We start from the raw sequence: 16915 nt of genomic DNA, 5'->3' as shown, positions 1-16915 counted from the left end.
CTACCATACGTATTTAATTTTAGCAAACTCACCTATTTTAGCACAAATTTAGTGTCTGTGAATACTCGACAATAGTTTCCCAGATTTTTATACTACATAATCTAATCATGAAATAGTGCAAACTAATATTGATTAAGTTCCTTTAAGGATTGAGGCATTAGGCTTCATTATTCTTAATAAAACTAGCATTATTGTGCATTAGCTTATCAACAATGAAAATAAATTCTACTGTACTTCTTACTTTGATTTTGTTAATCCTGATGTTGGGAGCAGGTTCTGTGAGCGCGTTTTTGGGGTTTGAACTAGGAAGTTCGGCACTCAAAGGCGTTAGTACACCAGATGGACGCCCTACAACTAAATTTGCCAGCAGTAAAGGAAATAACTCCCAACAGGGAGGAGTGGTGTTATTAAAAGAGGATGAAATTCTAAAAATTGTCAAAGCGCGAATTGAGGGTAAGACCAAGGCGGCAAAATCGGAAAAGCTAGAGGAAGATGATGAAGAAACCAATACCAGCAAGCAGAAGCCAGAGGAAAAACCCAAACAAGTAGTGGAAGAAAAACCGCAGCCAGGTTTTCCAGTGGTTGCTGAGAGTGAAGGTGTAACTATGTCCGTGCAATCTGCTCGCTACTCTGGTGGTGATTTACTCTTAAAAGTAAAAATGCAGAACAAAGGCAAAGATTCTGTGCGCTTTTTGTATAGTTTTTTAGATGTTACCGATGATAAAGGGCGAACTCTGAGCGCTAGTACAGAAGGTTTACCAACAGAATTACCTGCTAATGGGCCGACATTTTCTGGTACAGTGAGCATTCCCACAGCTTTACTTGATGATGTTAAAAAAATATCACTGGCTTTGACTGATTACCCTGCTCAAGAATTAAAGCTAGAGGCATTGAACATTCCTGTAGAAAGGTAAAAGAGTTATGGGGACTGGGGCATTGGGCATTGGGCATTGGGCATGGCGCATTGGGCATTGGGCAGAGGTAGTTATTATTTTTACCTTGTCTTCCTTGTCTTCCTTGTCTCCCTCTGCCTCCCGTGCCTCCCGTGCCTCCCCATCTCCCCAGTTTCCGAAGTGGATGGCGTGAATTTTACACAAGCTTTGGCAGTGAGTGGTTTTCCTAATTTAATTTGGACGGAGGCAGGGCTGCGATTGTTGTCAGTTTTACTGCTGATTGCCATAAATGCCTTTTTTGTGACGGCAGAATTTTCGATGGTGAGCGTGCGGCGATCGCGTATTCACCAGCTAGTTAAAGCTGGGGATGTTCCAGCAAGAGCTGTAGAGATACTACAACGCAGTATCGACCGACTGCTATCTACCACCCAGTTGGGTATCACTCTCTCTAGTTTGGCCCTGGGATGGATTGGAGAAAGTACGATTGTCGTCCTGGTAAATGCATGGGTAAAATCCTGGCCTCTGCCCCGTGAAATGACTACCTTCATTGCCCATTCTTTATCGATTCCCATCGCCTTTTTCTTAATTGCTTATTTGCAAATTGTTTTAGGCGAATTATGTCCTAAATCATTGGCGATGCTGTATTCAGAACAGCTAGCCCGGTTTTTGGGGCCTTCGGTAAAAGCGATCGTCCGTTTTTTTGGCCCCTTCATTTGGATTCTCAACCAATCAACTCGTTGGTTGTTAAGAATTTTTGGCATTGAATACACTGGTCAAGGCTGGAGACCGCCTGTAACTCCTGAAGAATTGCAAGTGATTATCTCTACAGAATGGGGTTCTACAGGCTTACAACGTAAAGAACGAGAACTGCTCAATAATATTTTTGAGTTTGGGGACGTGATGGCTCAAGCTGTCATGATCCCCCGCACCAGTATTGTAGCGTTGCCAAAAGATGCAACTTTTGAGGCATTACTCCAGGAAATGGCTGCTACTGGTTACTCCCGCTATCCCTTGATTGGTGAATCTTTAGATGATGTTCGCGGCATTGTTTATTTTAAAGATTTGGCAGAACCTTTAGCTGTAGGCAAGCTAACTTTAGAAACACAAATCCAACCTTGGATGCGTCCTGCTAGGTTTGTTCCAGAACACACGCCCTTGAGCGAACTTTTGCCAATGATGCAGCAAGAAAAACCAGCTATGGTAATGGTGGTCAACGAATTTGGCGGTACTGTGGGATTGGTGACCATCAAAGATGTCATTGCCGAAATCATTGGTGACACCAGCGAACCTGAAGACAACGATGATTTACTAATCCAGATGTTAGACGAGGATAAATTTCTGGTGCAGGCACAAATCAACCTCGAAGACCTAAATGAAGTTTTACATCTGGATTTACCCTTGACAAGAGAATATCAAACACTGGGAGGCTTTTTGCTGTATCAGTTACAAAAAATTCCCTCTAAAGGTGAAACTTTCCATTATCAAAATCTCGAATTCACTGTGGTGTCAGTGATTGGCCCGCGGCTACATCAAATTCAACTGCAACGCTTAGAAGGGTTAGGAGTTGAGAGTTGAGAGTTAGGAGTTGAGAGTTAGGAGTTGAGAGTTAAGAGTTTTTTTACTCCTCACTCCTCACCCCTCACTCCTCACTCGTAACTCGTAACTTAAATACTATAAGTTAGTGGATCGACTAGTCCCAATTCGGCAAAGGCCGCTAGTCGCAAACGACAAGAATCACACACACCACAAGCGACATCGCCACCAGCATAGCAAGACCAAGTTAACTCCCAAGGAACTCCTAATTGGTTACCTAGTTCAATGATTTCGGTTTTTTTCATGTTAATCAGGGGTGCAACGATGTTAATTGCTTCTCCCTCACGTCCTTGTTTAGTTCCCAGGCGAAAAACTTCTTGCATGGCTTGGATATAGTCGGGGCGACAATCAGGATATCCTGAATAATCAAGGGCATTGACTCCGATATAAACGCGTTGGGCGGCGATCGCTTCAGCATAACTCAAAGCAAAGCTTAAAAAGATGGTATTACGAGCCGGAACATAGGTAACAGGGATATTTTGAGCCATTTCATCCAGAGAACGCTCTTGCGGTAAATCAATAGCGTCATCGGTAAGTGCCGAACCACCCCATTGCCGTAAGTCAAAACTCACCACTTGATGTTTCACTACCCCAGCTTTTTGAGCCACAAGCACAGCTGAGTGTAACTCTCGTCGGTGTCGCTGCTGGTAATCAAAAGAAATGGCATAACATTCACAGCCATCCTTTTGAGCTTTGTACAAAATTGTGGAAGAGTCCAATCCCCCAGATAGCAAAACTACAGCTTTCATCTCGGTTGCAAATTTTGGATTTCAAATCGCCAAATCACGCTTCAACAAGATACCAATAAGCAACGCCAAAGATACTCCTGAATTTCCATAAACTGTTTCAACTAATCCCTATCGGTAATTTTCCATACCATTTTTTGGAAAAAAAGCATAGTCTTACTAGTTTATTATTTTGTCAGCTGTTCCACATAAAAATTGCATATTGACTGGCGATCGCCTTTTGACCTTGACGGTCAACAGTCAACAGTCAAAGGCTACCACGAGTAGTTATGCTTTGTTAGCGTGCATGAGCTTAATTTTAATACTGTCGATTGGATGGTAATTAATTCCACAACTCTAGCCTCAAGGAAAATCCAACCACAAAAAAAGACCCTTAGAATTTTAGAGAATTTATACTTAAGCCTTACCTTATATTCTAAAGTTAATAAAAAGACACATATTTTTTTGTGGAAAATGCAAAATACCAACCTAGCCCGAACTATCTATACAAAACATAGCCGGATTGCGGGAACCGATCGCAAACTTTGAAATTCTTCATAAACATAGCCTCTATGTTACCATCTGGATGGTTTTAGACGGATCGTAACTGGCTTTCTTTGTATAAACGCCAACGGCCGTAGCGTCTCTTAAATTGGTGGTTGAGGAGAGAATAATAGTGCAAAATAGCATGTCACTGGCAGAACCGAATCCATATACACAGCGCAACCAGCCACGACCAATCCGCATAGGTGTGATTGGGGTGGGTAACATGGGACAACACCACGCTCGCGTCTTGAGTTCAATGAAAGACGTTGAGTTAGTCGGTGTAGCAGATATTAACGTCGAACGAGGGTTAGAAACTGCCAGCAAGTACAAAGTGCGTTTTTTTGAAGACTATTGTGACTTGCTACCCCTGGTGGAAGCAGTTTGTATTGCTGTTCCCACCAGGCTGCATTATGCCGTGGGTATCAGCTGTTTGTTAGCGGGAATTCATGTTTTGATTGAAAAACCCATCGCAGCTAGTATTTCTGAGGCAGAATCCCTAGTAAATGCTGCTGCTGAGTCTCAATGTATCCTGCAAGTAGGTCACATTGAGCGTTTCAATCCAGCATTTAGGGAGTTGAGCCAAGTCCTGAAAACCGAAGAATTACTGGCATTAGAAGCACACCGTATGAGTCCTTACTCAGATCGAGCAAACGATGTTTCAGTTGTTCTCGATTTAATGATTCATGACATTGACCTACTTTTAGAATTAGCAGCTTCTCCAGTGACTAAATTGACCGCTAGCGGTACTCGTGCCCTAGATTCCGGTTATTTAGATTATGTAACTGCCACCCTGGGCTTTGCTAATGGTATAGTCGCTACTTTGACTGCTAGTAAAGTCACTCACCGTAAAATTCGCAGGATTGTTGCCCACTGCAAAAACTCATTCACTGAGGCAGATTTTCTCAAGAATGAAATTTTGATTCACCGACAAACAAATCCTAACTCTCTTGCCGACCATCGACAAGTACTTTACAGGCAGGATGGCGTGATTGAAAAAGTCTACACCAGCAATATTCAACCCCTGAGTGCAGAATTAGAACATTTTGTCAACTGCGTACACGGTGGCAATCAACCTTCAGTAGGTGGCGAACAAGCTCTTAAAGCTCTAAGATTAGCCAGTTTAATTGAGCAGATGGCTCTCGAAGACAGAGTTTGGAATCCCTTAGACTGGCAATCGGAACCAAGAGTACAATCATTGACCCCGACAGTCTAGAACAAAAGGGGCAGAGGAGCAGAGGAGCATAGGAGCAGAGAAGCAGGATAATAACTGTTAGGTTCTCACTCATTACTCATAACTCTTAACTCCTCACTCCTGAGTTAGTATCGGCTAGACGACCGCCTTTTGCTAAGGATACTCAGCACTATCAATGCCTAATGTCCAATGAACCAGAACCCCAAAGTATTTTTTGCCAATTTACCATTAAATTTTTAGATCCTCCATAGTCATGAAAAAAGCGGGCTAAGGGGGATCTAATTATTTAGAAAACAACCTCTATTGGAAAATCAGGAGTGGGGAAATGGAGAGATAGGAGATGAACAGACAAGGGAGATGACAGTTATCAGTTGACTGTTGACTGTTGACTGGAAAATCAGGATTTATTCTCCTTGTCTCCCTTGTCTCCCTTGTCTCTCATCTCCCCTGCTCCCTACCCCATGACGCCACTTGCTCCACTTGGGGAGACCCCAAGACCGCAGTGGCTCCCCCATACCCCATGCCCAATGCCCTATGGAAATAAAAAACTAGTACAGTAATTTTTAGGAATTAGCTTGATGCTTGAATGGATAACCAACACTATCAATTCTTTGGGATATTTGGGAATCGGCCTACTGATGTTTGTGGAGAACCTCTTTCCTCCCATTCCTTCAGAATTGATTATGCCATTGGCTGGATTCACAGCAAGTCCATATCAACCAGGAGGAGCGAAACTTAATATTATTGGGGTGTTTTTTGCAGGACTTTTGGGTTCTGTATTAGGTGCGCTTGTTTGGTACTATCCAGGTAAGTTTTTGGGCGAAAATCTCTTGAAAGCTTGGGCTGACAAATATGGTAAATGGTTGGCTATATCCAGTAAAGATATTACTAAGGCTAAAGGCTGGTTTGACCGACAAGGTAACAGAGCAGTATTCATTGGTCGCCTTGTACCAGGAATCCGTACTTTGATTTCTGTTCCCGCAGGGATCGCTAATATGCACTTGCTACCATTTCTGATTTACAGCACCTTAGGTAGCGCAGCTTGGGTGGGTTTGCTAACATACTCAGGATATATATTAGGTAGTCAGTATGAACTTGTGGATGAATACCTTGCTCCTGTGTCCAAAATTGTGCTTGGGGGTTTGGTTTTAGCATTTATTTTCTGGATCTTGAAGCGTCGGCAAAGACGCGCTAGACGGTAAACAGGGGCGCTTTTGGTTTGAAAGCAGTGAAAGCAGGGGTTACATCTGGCCAAAATTCGCCTACACTATGCCAAATAATACTAGATGTGCAATTGCCAGAATTAATTTTTGGCGTATTTCTAGCTACACTTGACGCAACTTAGAATTTCTGGTTGCTCGCATTTTTGTAAGATGAGCATGACAACTTTTTACATTTAAGTTAGAACTAGGAGCTTTCATGACAGACCAACCTTCCGCCGCCACCCCCATTAATGCCGCTGCTATACCGATGAATAGGCAGCCATTAGCATCGACGACTCCCATCAATACTTCTGGTAATATTCCTCCAAAGGCAGTCGGTGGTTCCGGGAAAACTATTCTCAGTGTTGATTTAGGCAGAACTTCCACAAAGACTTGTGTCAGTCGCGAACCTGGTAGCGTTGTGTTTGTACCTGCCAACGTGAAGCAGATGTCCATAGAACAGGTACGCGGTGGCGTTTTTGAAGCCCGGGCTACCGACCCTTTAATGGATTTGTGGCTGGAATATCAAGGTAATGGATATGCTGTAGGTCAACTAGCGGCAGATTTTGGAGCGAATTTAGGAGTAGGACAATCCAAGGTAGAGGCTGCACTGATTAAGGTGCTAGCATGTGCCGGCTATTTCAAACTTAAAGACGAAATTTCAGTTGTACTAGGTCTGCCTTTTCTTTCTTTAGAGCAATTTGAGAAAGAAAAAGCGCAGTTAATCAGCCAAGTAGGTGGCCCTCATGTGTTAAACTTCCGGGGTGAATCTGTGTCGCTGAACGTAAATAAGGTTTGGGTGATGCCAGAAGGCTACGGCAGCTTGCTGTGGTGTGAAGCTCAACCAAAGAAAAGCCCCGGTAGCCCTGATTTTACAAAAATATCGGTGGCGATCGTTGATATCGGACATCAAACTGTCGATCTTTTGATGGTAGATAACTTCCGCTTTGCCAGAGGTGCTTCTAAGAGCGAAGACTTCGGGATGAATAAGTTTTATGAACTAGTAGCTGCTGAAATTGAGGGAGCAGATAGTCAATCTCTGGCGCTAATTTCAGCTGTTAACAAGCCCAAAGGCGAACGCTTTTACCGTCCCAAAGGCGCTAGCAAGCCTGCCAACCTAGATGATTTTCTGCCGAATCTCATAGAGATGTTTTCGCGGGAAATTTGCAGCCGTGTGCTAGCCTGGTTGCCAGAACGTGTTACTGATGTGATTCTGACTGGCGGAGGCGGTGAGTTTTTCTGGGAAGACGTTCAACGTTTGCTCAAGGAAGCAAAGATTAATGCTCATTTATCTGCACCTTCCCGGCAGGCGAATGCTTTAGGGCAGTATATTTATGGAGAGGCGCAATTGTCTGCCGTTCGCGCTGCTAGGGCTTAAAACTAATGTTCCAATGGTCAAAAAAGGTAGTTAAATCCGTTACGTTCAACCCAGGGCTTGCTGATGAAAGCTTGCTAGCGCAAGTAGAAAGTTATTTGGAGAAACAACCCGAAAAAACTTTCAGTGACTTATGCAAAGAAGCCCTGTGGCAATCCTTATGTGTACCGGAATCTGTACGACCTGCTCCAAAAACAGCAGCTACAACACCGATTGAACAACAACCGATTGAACAACAAATCGGTGAGCTGCAACGTCAAGTAGCTGGCCTTGAGGAACGTTTTTTTGCCAAGGGATCTAATCGTTTGGAGGCGTTGGAACACCACGTACTGCAACTTTCTCAACAAGTTGCACAACTGGCACTCATTGTTAATGAGCGATCGCTTATTCAGTCTCCAAGTCAAGTAGAAGTAGTAAATAATACTTCTTACACTGTTCCGGCCCCTCCTCAAGAGGTTGACCCTGTAATCAGTCGCCTTAGTCAGTTTCTCGATGATTTTTAAGAAAAAATCAAGTTTTTGAGCGGTTTTTGCTCCTGTCATCAATCCTTAATAGTTGAGACTATTAAGGATTATTAATATTTATTAATATTTTTTAGGAATGCGATCGCGTCTAATCAAGTTATAGAGGACAATTGCTCATTTACCACCAGATAGAAAAATGTTTTATTATATTTCAGGAATTTATTAAGCCCAGCGAAATACCTTTTTCATCAGAAATACAGCTATATTTCCACCTATTACACCGGATATAGTCGATGTACTCAAAACAAATAATCCAGGGAAATTTTGATGAAGACCAATAATTAATTTAAGTATTTCATTTAGATTTTTCCCTTCAATATCGAAGATTACTAAACCTTCGTATCCTGCTATAGCCTCTATTAATAATCTAAAATTTACAATAAAAAAATTCTTTTTTATTGTAATAATTAAAGTAACTATTCCAGCAATAATTCCTGCCAAAAAACACGGTCTAATTATAAATACAAGAATATTTAAGAACTCTACAGTGTCCGGTGGTTCAAACAAAAAGAATATGAAATTCTTCATAAAGATAAAATTTTTAACAGTTGAAACCATTATTGATTATTTTCATCTAAGAGGTTGTTTGAAAAATTTTTTGCTGTGATTTTAGGCACGTTTAGATCCCCCCACTACACTAATCTGAAATGATTGCTGTTATTTTTTGTAACTACTACCCCTTTGACCTGTAGATCCAGAAATTCCCTCACTTTTGTGTTGAAATTGCCGAATACTACTACATGTTAATACTATATGCTTTTTTTACTTTAGATACTGTATAAATGCTAGAATCCTCAGGTAGACAGTTAGGATACCTAGATGGCAGTTGTAGCTAACTCAATCAAGTTTGGTACAGACGGCTGGCGGGGCGTAATTGGAGATGAGTTCACCTTTGAACGCCTAGCTCTAGTCGCGCCAGTCGCGGCAAAAGTACTATATGATACATATTATTCTACGGTGGGTAGCCGGACGATAATTGTCGGTTACGATCGCCGATTTATGGCGGAAGACTTTGCTCGTGCTGTGGCCGATGCTGTCACCGCTGTCGGGTTTGATGTTTTACTCAGTGAAACCTACGCCCCTACCCCAGCTTTTAGTTGGGCAGCAAAACAACTCAATGCCTTAGGCGCACTAGTAATTACAGCCAGTCATAATCCAGGATCATATTTAGGTTTAAAAGTCAAGGGATATTTTGGTGGGTCGGTGTCGCCAGAAATTACGAAAGATATAGAAGCACTGTTGTCCGAAGGAGTAGCACCAGCAGCTACTCCAGGTAAGCAAGAAAGCTTCAATCCTTGGCCGAGTTACACCCAAGCACTAGAACAGAAAGTTGATATTGCCAAAATTAGAGAAGCGATCGCCTCTGGTAAACTGACGGTGTTTGCTGATGTCATGCATGGCGCTGCGGCTGGCGGGTTGGCAAAACTACTAGGGGATAAGGTTAAAGAAATCAACAGCGAACGCGACCCCTTATTTGGTGGTGGTGCGCCGGAACCTTTGCCAAAATACCTTTCCCAGCTATTTGAAGTTATTAAAACTCACCGAGAAACAAATCAATCCAGTTTATCTGTAGGATTGGTATTTGACGGAGATTGCGATCGCATTGCCGCTGTAGATGGGGAAGCCAACTTCTTGAGTTCTCAAGTATTGATTCCGATATTAATCGACCACTTAACCCTACGGCGAGGCTTTCAGGGCGAAATAGTCAAAACTGTTAGTGGTTCCGACTTAATACCCCTTGTGGCAGCACTACATAACTTGTCAGTATTTGAAACACCAGTTGGTTATAAATACATCGCTGACAGAATGTTAGCAGCAGAAGTTTTATTGGGTGGCGAAGAGTCAGGAGGAATTGGCTATGGTAGCCATATTCCCGAACGCGATGCACTGCTATCAGCATTGTACGTTCTAGAAGCGATTGTAGAATCTGGTTTAGATTTAGGCGAATATTATCGCCACTTACAGCAACAAACAGGATTTAACTCAGCATACGATCGCATTGATCTACCCTTAGCCAGTATGGAAGTGCGATCGCGTCTTTTGCAACAGCTACAAACCGAACCTTTAAAAGAAATCGTCGGCAAACCAGTAATTGATTGTCAAACAATCGACGGCTACAAATACCGCCTTGCCGATAAAAGCTGGTTAATGATTCGCTTTAGCGGAACTGAACCAGTTTTACGCCTTTACTGCGAAGCCCCAACACTCGAACAAGTCCATCAAACCCTTGCTTGGGCGAAACAGTGGGCAGAGTAAAATATTAGTCATTGGTCATTAGTCATTAGTCATTAGTGAATAAATGCCCCATGCCCTATGCCCCATGCCCTATGCCCCATGCCCAAATTATTAGTAGTAGCCACAGGAAATCCAGGTAAATTGCGGGAAATGCAAGCTTACCTGGCAAATTCTGGTTGGGAATTAATCCTCAAACCTGAAGAATTAGAAATTGAAGAGACAGGAGAAACCTTTGCCGCTAACGCCTGTTTGAAAGCATCACAAATTGCCAAAGCCACAGGGAACTGGGCGATAGCAGATGATTCTGGTTTAGAAGTAGACGCTTTGAATGGCGTACCGGGTGTGTATTCAGCACGCTACGCTAAAACCGACTCAGAACGCATTGCGAGATTACTCAAGGAATTAGGTAACGAAGTAAATCGCCAAGCTCAATTTGTGTGTGTAGTGGCGATCGCTAGTCCGGATGGTGCGATCGCATTACAATCTGAAGGTATTTGTCGTGGCGAAATTCTTCATGCACCTCGTGGTGATGGTGGATTTGGTTATGACCCAATTTTTTACGTACCAGACAAGCAATTGACCTTTGCCGAAATGACACCAGAGTTAAAAAGGTCAATTAGCCATCGAGGTAAAGCTTTTACAGCTTTACTTGGGGAACTGGAGAGAATTAAGAGTTAGGAGTTGGGAGTTAGGAGTTGGGAGTTGGGAGTTGGGAGTTAGGAGTTAGGAGTTAGGAGTTAGGAGTTGGGAGTTGGGAGTTGGGAGTTGGGAGTTGGGAGTTGGGAGTTGGGAGTGAAAAGTTGGGAGTTGTAGTTTAAAAATCATGAATGAAGATTTAGCATAATTTGTAACTCTTCACTCCCAACTTTTCACTCCCAACTCTTCACTCCTAACTCTTCACTCCTAACTCTTCACTCCTAACTCTTCACTCCTAACTCCTAACTTTTTTAAACTGCTTCTGTGTTCTTTTCGCCAGTACGAATCCGAATTACTTGCTCAACAGGCGAGATGAAAATTTTACCATCACCAATTTCACCAGTGCGGGCGGCGGCGATGATTTTGTCCACCACCATATCAACTTGATTATCATCAACTACGATTTCCACTTTGAGTTTTTGCAGAAACTCAACGGTGTACTCAGAACCCCGATATCTTTCAGTTTGACCTTTCTGGCGTCCGAACCCCCGGACTTCAGAAACCGTCATCCCAACAATTCCAGCGTTAACTAAGGCAATTTTCACTTCATCAAGCTTAAATGGGCGGATAATAGCTTCTACTTTTTTCATTTCTTTGACTTGTAACTTTTACTAGCTTCGTTTATATATCTAACCAGATCTCTTGTCTGAAACTGTAACTAGTAGCGCCTTTGCTAAAACATATGTAATAATTGCCACTTTTTTCAAATTGTAAATGTTTGGTGTGAGTGCTTTGAAGCCAGAAACAGCCTCAATGAACTTGTGATGTGAGGAAGTTGCTATCAAATAGCATTCTTTGAAATATCTGGTGTTTGTGACCTAAAAATAGATAAATTCTGCTATTGAGTAGATCCGACGAGATGTTTAAAACATTGATGAAAGAGAAATTTGACAATAGCGACAAAGGTTGCTGCTGACTGTGGGAGTGTCAACTAAGGTTTTTGATGTTCAAACAAGGGACGTACAATTAAATATCCAGCAGTAAAGGCAGTAAGCATAATTAACAAGATGGTAATAATTAACCACCAGCCGTTCAGCTCCTTGGCATCTGGCTGGGCAGTAGAATAATAACTTACTTCTTGTTCTTCTATAAAAACTGGTTCTGGTCTGGGGAAATTGATTTCCATCACAGGTGTAGAAAACTCCTGGCGGCTTTTTTGAGAGGGACGCGGACGAGAAATTTGTTGAGGCGGGCGTGCTTGTGTGACTTGCTGCTTGCGGGCAGTTTTAACATTGCCAGAAGTTTGAGAAGCTTTTTGTTCCTTAAACATCCCATAGGAATTTACAAAATGTTGTAAGTGTGAAAAAGACTCAACAACTTTGGCGATTTCTTGGCGTAGTAGTTGATTTTCTTGTGTTAATTGCTGGTTTTTCGTCGTCAGTGCATCTAGCTTTGCTTGAGTTGCTTGCAACTCCATTGACAATTCCCGGTATACAGATAATGGTACAGAGGGAGGATAGGGTTGAGTAGTCCGTGTTGACGAATTCCTGTGAACAGAACCTGTGGTTGTTCGCATGGGGCTTGGTATTAAAAATAAAAGTGATTAGATCGTACAGAGATGCTAACAGAGAAAGTTAGCCCTGAAACTATGCCCAAGAATAATAGAAAAATGACCAGACGGCAAAGATTTTTTATTGGGCATGGGGTATGGGGAAAGGGAAAGGGGTAAGGGGGAAAGGAGAAACATTAAATTTATTCCTTTTCCCTTTTCCCGGTTGGTGAGCTTGTCGAACCATTAACCTTTTCCCCTGCTCCTCATCCCCCTCATCTCCTATTCTCCAATCCCCAGTTCCAACAATGGAAAAAAGTGTCCTACGGGGCCTTGTCCTTCGCCAATATCTAAGGCACAGGTCAGTGCGGTAGTGACATATTCTTTTGCTAGTTGAACTGCTGACCACAAGTTTTTTCCCTTGGCTAAATTAGCGGCGATCGCAGCTGATAAAGTACAACCAGTACCGTGGGTATTTGTTGTCTCTACTTGCTTTGTGGTCAAAATTTCTAATTTTTCTCCATCAAACCAGATATCAACGCCACGCAAATTTCCTTGCATACCTCCACCCTTAACTAAAACAGCCTTTGTCCGCAGAGTTTTGTGAATAATTTCTGCGGCGGCTTGCATATCTTCTAAGGAATATATTTCTAAACCACTCAAAATTTGGGCTTCATGGCGATTGGGCGTGATAATAGCTGCTTTGGGAATAAGTGTATGCCGTAGAGTCTTCACAGCCTCATCATCAATCAATTGTGCCCCTGTACGTGACACCATTACCGGATCGACTACCAGGTTATGAATTTGTAAAGTTTCCACTTGCTGGGCGACAGCAAATATAATTTCTTGATTGAGCAACATTCCCGTTTTGGCAGCTTGTACGCCAATATCTTGAACTACTGCCTGAATTTGGGCTACAACAGCTTCTGCTGGTATAGCGTCAACCCTGTTCACTCCCAGAGTATTTTGTGCTGTGACGCAGGTTATGGCGCTAGTACCGTGGACACAGTGAAAAGCAAAGGTACGTAAGTCAGCTTGAATTCCTGCACCGCCGCCGCTATCAGAACCGGCAATGGTTAAAGCTACAGGTACTCTGGGTTTTTTTTGGGCGTTCATAATTATGAAGATTACTGCTGAGATGTTATGGCAGTTACCAGGTAGGTTAGGACATCAACCGAGCATCAAACATCGATACCAAAAGATTTCCAGCCTATTAAGCTGTCATGGATTTAACTTGCACATCTTTTGATGTTCACTGTTGACGGTTGACAGTTAACCGTCAACACTCAACGAACTTAACAAGCAAAACATTGCAATTTCAAAGCCCAATAGCTTATCTGCTATATTTACTTGGCGATCGATCGCTTCCAATTGATTTTAGCGTCCGGTGCAACTTCACCATAGATAGGGAAACTCCAAAAATAAATTATTTCGGTTAAAGCACCGTTCACAGTTAACACTCAAGGCTTCGACTTCGCTCAGCCTTGACCCTGAGCGAAGTTGTTCGCGTAGCGTCTCCGATAGGAGAAGGGTCAACTGTCTTCTATGAAATCTTTTTTTACTTGGAAGTTCCTAATTCCTTGTGAACCAAATTCATTCCATTGTCAGAAACTTTATCAAATCGTTGTATAGAGCCGTCTTTACTCACATATCTGGCTACAAATGAACGGAAATTATCATGAAGCTTCCATATATTTTTTAGCTTTTGTTGTAAAAAATCTAACTAAAATCTGAGTATTCACTGATATCAATCACTGTTTGTGAAGGTTAGTCTAAACTGAGTTAACAAAATTCGCTTACACAGATTAAAACAGGTTTGACTAAGTTTTTAGATTAGTCGCTTTAAGGGACTTCCAAGTCAAAAAATATTCCATTGCAATTGTTGACGGTTCATAGTTAACAGTCAATGCTTTAACCAGAATAATTTATTTTTTGGAATTCCCTAACTTAAAGGGTCAACCTACTCAAGTTTGAAATAATTCAGCTTTGACCACTGTAACTTTAAGTCCCCAGTTATCAGCCAGGGGTGCGTTTACCCATGCCAAATTGGCAACTTCTGACCTCAGACAACGGATAAAGTTCACAGGATTTAGATAACACATATGAAGACCGTACCAAATTATAGTACCAGCGATGCCTACGGCGGGCTGCGCCCACACAGTAGAGATGCGATTTGATTCGACTCTTAGGCGATCAAGCAGATAAATGCACTAATCGTCCGATTTTCCTCAACAACAGCTTGACGATTGACAGTATTTATATCCTTGGCTCAACCATCAGTGGTTGAGAAGAGAAAAAATTTCCAATTTGACAACAGCATTTTTACAACCGATGCAATTTGAAGTTGCCATCGGACAACTATCGCTGTTGCAAAAAGCCTCAAAAGACTATCGATTCAGATAACTACATAGCAATGAACTGAGTTGCTAAGAGTTTCATACCAATTTACTTACACATTCTTGGACTACAACTATGGCTGGCAACATATACTACGTTTCTGGAACAGGTAACGATAAGAATGATGGTTTGAAAGAAGGAGCAGCGTTTCGTACTCTGCAAAAAGCCGCAGACGTAGTGAAAGCAGGCGATACGGTGTACGTTATGAACGGTACTTACGAACAAAGTAAATACCCTAACACCCCGGTTCTAAATATTAGTCAAAAACACGGTACTGAAGACGCACCAATTACATTCAAAGCCTTACCCGGCCACAATCCTGTAATCAAATCAACTAATTTCCAAGCCATCAATATTGCAGGTTCATCCTACATCGTGATTGAGGGTCTCACGATGGTTGGTGCCAACGACCAAATTACATTAGAGTATGCAAAGTCTCAACAAAATAATTTAAACAATCCACTCACTAATGGAGCGGGAATTTACATTCAACCAGATAAATCAAATAATAGTTCTCACCACATTACAATTCGTGGCAATACTATTACTAAATTTCCTGCTGGTGGAATTTCAACTAAAGAAGCTGACTATATCATCATTGAAAACAATACTGTTTCTGAAACATGCTGGTATAGTCCTTGGGGGTCAAATGCTATTACCACTCTCAATAATCGAAATCTAGACAATAACACCACAGATTACAAAATTATTATCCGTAATAATGTAAGTTTCAATAATTACACTTATATTCCTTGGTGGGAAGCGGGAAGAATTACTGAAGGACATGGCATCATGATTGATGCTGCCAACAGTCTAGGTTTAGATAATCAGCCATACAAAGGTAAAATTTTAATTGCCAACAACATTTCTTATAATAATGGTGGCGCTGGTATCCAAGTATTTAAAAGTTCCAATGTTGATGTAGTAAACAACACAACTTATCAGAATTCACAACATCCTGAATTGAAAGCCTCCGGTGAAATTTTAATTAGTGGTGCATCAGATAATGTGAATGTTGTAAACAACATTATGTATGCGGGGAATAATGGTAATTCATATGTTGTTGGTGGCTCAGCTACAAATATCAAAGCTGACTACAATTTGATTTATAACACTAGCAATTACAACAAAAAAGGAACTAATTTTATTCTGGGTAAAGATCCTGGATTTGTGAATGCTGCGGCTCGTAATTTTGCACTCAAATCTGGAAGTGCTGCTATTGATGCTGGTTCCAATGCCTTCAATAATGTAACTGGTAGAACTCCTCACGATGGGGATGGCAATGGCACGGCAGTAGTTGATATTGGTGCCTATGAAGCCCCAAATATTAAAAGCCCCACTCCAGAAATCCAAGTTCTTAACGGCACAGTTGATATTGCAGATGGGACTACAACAGCCATCAACTTTGGTGATGCCATTGCTGGTAACACTCTCACCAAAACCTTTACCATTAAAAACACTGGTACTGCTGCACTAAATCTAAGTAACCTCAAACTACCAAATGGCTTTAGTTTAGTGGGAACTTTACCCACTAGTGTGGCTGCCAATGCTTCCACCACCATCACTGTGGCACTCAACACCACCACACCTGGGACTTATGGTGGCACTTTGATTCTTAGCAACAACGATATTGACGAAGGCACATTTGACTTTGCCATCAGTGGCACAGTTAAACCTGTTCCTACTCCAGAAATCCAAGTTCTTAACGGCACAGTTGATATTGCAGATGGAACTACAACAGCCATCAACTTTGGTGATGCCATTGCTGGTAACACTCTCACCAAAACCTTTACCATTAAAAACACTGGTACTGCTGCACTAAATCTAAGTAACCTCAAACTACCAAATGGCTTTAGTTTAGTGGGAACTTTACCCACTAGTGTGGCTGCCAATGCTTCCACCACCATCACTGTGGCACTCAACACCACCACACCTGGGACTTATGGTGGCACTTTGATTCTTAGCAACAACGATATTGACGAAGGCACATTTGACTTTGCCATCAGTGGCACAGTTAAACCTGTTCCCACTCCAGAAATCCAAGTTCT

At 42.0% G+C, this 16915-nt stretch carries 15 protein-coding genes; 10 read left to right on the top strand and 5 right to left on the bottom strand.

The window, feature by feature from the left end:
• Positions 1-212: 212 nt before the first annotated feature.
• From GNE10_RS05495 to GNE10_RS05485, 3 genes are read left to right on the top strand one after another with little or no spacing between them, the layout of a single operon-like run.
• Positions 213-914, top strand: coding sequence for a hypothetical protein (locus GNE10_RS05495; RefSeq protein WP_185564009.1), 702 nt, complete (start codon positions 213-215; stop codon positions 912-914).
• 7 nt (positions 915-921) lie between these two features.
• Positions 922-1086 (top strand): hypothetical protein, encoded by a 165-nt coding sequence (locus GNE10_RS05490; RefSeq protein WP_185564008.1) that lies wholly within the window; start codon positions 922-924, stop codon positions 1084-1086.
• A gap of 20 nt (positions 1087-1106) precedes the next feature.
• On the top strand, positions 1107-2468 hold the full coding sequence (locus GNE10_RS05485; protein WP_185564016.1) for a hemolysin family protein: 1362 nt from the start codon (positions 1107-1109) through the stop codon (positions 2466-2468).
• Positions 2469-2557: 89 nt separating this feature from the next.
• Here GNE10_RS05485 and queC read toward each other — a convergent pair whose 3' ends face one another.
• Positions 2558-3235, bottom strand: coding sequence for a 7-cyano-7-deazaguanine synthase QueC (queC, locus tag GNE10_RS05480; RefSeq protein WP_185564007.1), 678 nt, complete (start codon positions 3233-3235; stop codon positions 2558-2560).
• Between the two features lie 652 nt (positions 3236-3887).
• Between queC and GNE10_RS05475 the strand changes: the two genes are divergently transcribed.
• The 4 genes from GNE10_RS05475 (at position 3888) to GNE10_RS05460 (ending at position 8029) form a co-directional block, all read left to right on the top strand.
• Complete coding sequence (locus GNE10_RS05475; protein WP_099070322.1) at positions 3888-4970, top strand: Gfo/Idh/MocA family protein; 1083 nt, start codon at positions 3888-3890, stop codon at positions 4968-4970.
• Between the two features lie 557 nt (positions 4971-5527).
• The gene (locus GNE10_RS05470; protein ID WP_185564006.1) at positions 5528-6151 is read left to right on the top strand and encodes a DedA family protein; all 624 of its coding nucleotides are present in this window, start codon (positions 5528-5530) and stop codon (positions 6149-6151) included.
• 217 nt (positions 6152-6368) lie between these two features.
• Positions 6369-7529 carry a ParM/StbA family protein gene (locus GNE10_RS05465; protein WP_099070324.1) on the top strand — a complete coding sequence of 387 codons (1161 nt, stop codon included), beginning with the start codon at positions 6369-6371 and terminating at the stop codon, positions 7527-7529.
• A 5-nt stretch (positions 7530-7534) separates the two neighbouring features.
• Positions 7535-8029: a plasmid segregation centromere-binding protein ParR gene (locus GNE10_RS05460; protein WP_185564005.1), complete on the top strand. Its 495-nt coding sequence runs from the start codon at positions 7535-7537 to the stop codon at positions 8027-8029.
• A gap of 183 nt (positions 8030-8212) precedes the next feature.
• Here GNE10_RS05460 and GNE10_RS05455 read toward each other — a convergent pair whose 3' ends face one another.
• Positions 8213-8608, bottom strand: coding sequence for a hypothetical protein (locus GNE10_RS05455; RefSeq protein WP_185564004.1), 396 nt, complete (start codon positions 8606-8608; stop codon positions 8213-8215).
• Positions 8609-8869: 261 nt separating this feature from the next.
• Between GNE10_RS05455 and GNE10_RS05450 the strand changes: the two genes are divergently transcribed.
• Together GNE10_RS05450 and rdgB are read left to right on the top strand one after the other, a co-directional pair.
• A complete protein-coding gene (locus GNE10_RS05450) occupies positions 8870-10306 on the top strand; it encodes a phosphoglucomutase/phosphomannomutase family protein (RefSeq protein WP_185564003.1) in 1437 nt (478 codons plus the stop codon).
• Positions 10307-10384: 78 nt separating this feature from the next.
• Positions 10385-10963 carry an RdgB/HAM1 family non-canonical purine NTP pyrophosphatase gene (rdgB, locus tag GNE10_RS05445; RefSeq protein ID WP_185564002.1) on the top strand — a complete coding sequence of 193 codons (579 nt, stop codon included), beginning with the start codon at positions 10385-10387 and terminating at the stop codon, positions 10961-10963.
• Positions 10964-11232: 269 nt separating this feature from the next.
• On the opposite strand, the gene GNE10_RS05440 is transcribed toward rdgB, so the two are convergent.
• The 3 genes from GNE10_RS05440 to thiD form a co-directional block, all read right to left on the bottom strand.
• Entirely contained in the window at positions 11233-11571 is a 339-nt protein-coding gene (locus GNE10_RS05440) for a P-II family nitrogen regulator (protein ID WP_012410794.1), read from the bottom strand.
• Between the two features lie 341 nt (positions 11572-11912).
• Positions 11913-12497, bottom strand: a complete 585-nt coding sequence (locus GNE10_RS05435) for a hypothetical protein (RefSeq protein ID WP_099070934.1) — start codon at positions 12495-12497, stop codon at positions 11913-11915.
• 255 nt (positions 12498-12752) lie between these two features.
• Positions 12753-13586, bottom strand: a complete 834-nt coding sequence (thiD, locus tag GNE10_RS05430) for a bifunctional hydroxymethylpyrimidine kinase/phosphomethylpyrimidine kinase (RefSeq protein ID WP_185564001.1) — start codon at positions 13584-13586, stop codon at positions 12753-12755.
• Positions 13587-14942: 1356 nt separating this feature from the next.
• Here thiD and GNE10_RS05425 point away from each other — a divergent pair.
• Positions 14943-16915 (top strand): choice-of-anchor D domain-containing protein (locus tag GNE10_RS05425; protein ID WP_185564000.1); only part of this gene is annotated, 1973 nt, incomplete at its 3' end.

Origin of the sequence: Nostoc sp. 2RC, assembly GCF_014222165.1 — a bacterium.
In the GTDB taxonomy this organism is placed as follows: Bacteria; Cyanobacteriota; Cyanobacteriia; order Cyanobacteriales; family Nostocaceae; genus Nostoc; species Nostoc linckia.
Note: the sequence above shows the minus strand (reverse complement) of the source record. Positions and strands in the feature narration are given on the sequence as shown.

What these genes read in the sequence shown, in the direction of transcription:
- GNE10_RS05455 (WP_185564004.1), bottom strand. Translation starts at nt 8,608, where the DNA reads ATGGTTTCAACTGTTAAAAATTTTATCTTTATGAAGAATTTCATATTC.
- GNE10_RS05465 (WP_099070324.1), top strand. Translation starts at nt 6,369, where the DNA reads ATGACAGACCAACCTTCCGCCGCCACCCCCATTAATGCCGCTGCTATA.
- GNE10_RS05440 (WP_012410794.1), bottom strand. Translation starts at nt 11,571, where the DNA reads ATGAAAAAAGTAGAAGCTATTATCCGCCCATTTAAGCTTGATGAAGTG.
- GNE10_RS05450 (WP_185564003.1), top strand. Translation starts at nt 8,870, where the DNA reads ATGGCAGTTGTAGCTAACTCAATCAAGTTTGGTACAGACGGCTGGCGG.
- GNE10_RS05495 (WP_185564009.1), top strand. Translation starts at nt 213, where the DNA reads ATGAAAATAAATTCTACTGTACTTCTTACTTTGATTTTGTTAATCCTG.
- GNE10_RS05435 (WP_099070934.1), bottom strand. Translation starts at nt 12,497, where the DNA reads ATGCGAACAACCACAGGTTCTGTTCACAGGAATTCGTCAACACGGACT.
- queC (WP_185564007.1), bottom strand. Translation starts at nt 3,235, where the DNA reads ATGAAAGCTGTAGTTTTGCTATCTGGGGGATTGGACTCTTCCACAATT.
- GNE10_RS05460 (WP_185564005.1), top strand. Translation starts at nt 7,535, where the DNA reads ATGTTCCAATGGTCAAAAAAGGTAGTTAAATCCGTTACGTTCAACCCA.
- thiD (WP_185564001.1), bottom strand. Translation starts at nt 13,586, where the DNA reads ATGAACGCCCAAAAAAAACCCAGAGTACCTGTAGCTTTAACCATTGCC.
- GNE10_RS05470 (WP_185564006.1), top strand. Translation starts at nt 5,528, where the DNA reads ATGCTTGAATGGATAACCAACACTATCAATTCTTTGGGATATTTGGGA.
- GNE10_RS05490 (WP_185564008.1), top strand. Translation starts at nt 922, where the DNA reads ATGGGGACTGGGGCATTGGGCATTGGGCATTGGGCATGGCGCATTGGG.
- rdgB (WP_185564002.1), top strand. Translation starts at nt 10,385, where the DNA reads ATGCCCAAATTATTAGTAGTAGCCACAGGAAATCCAGGTAAATTGCGG.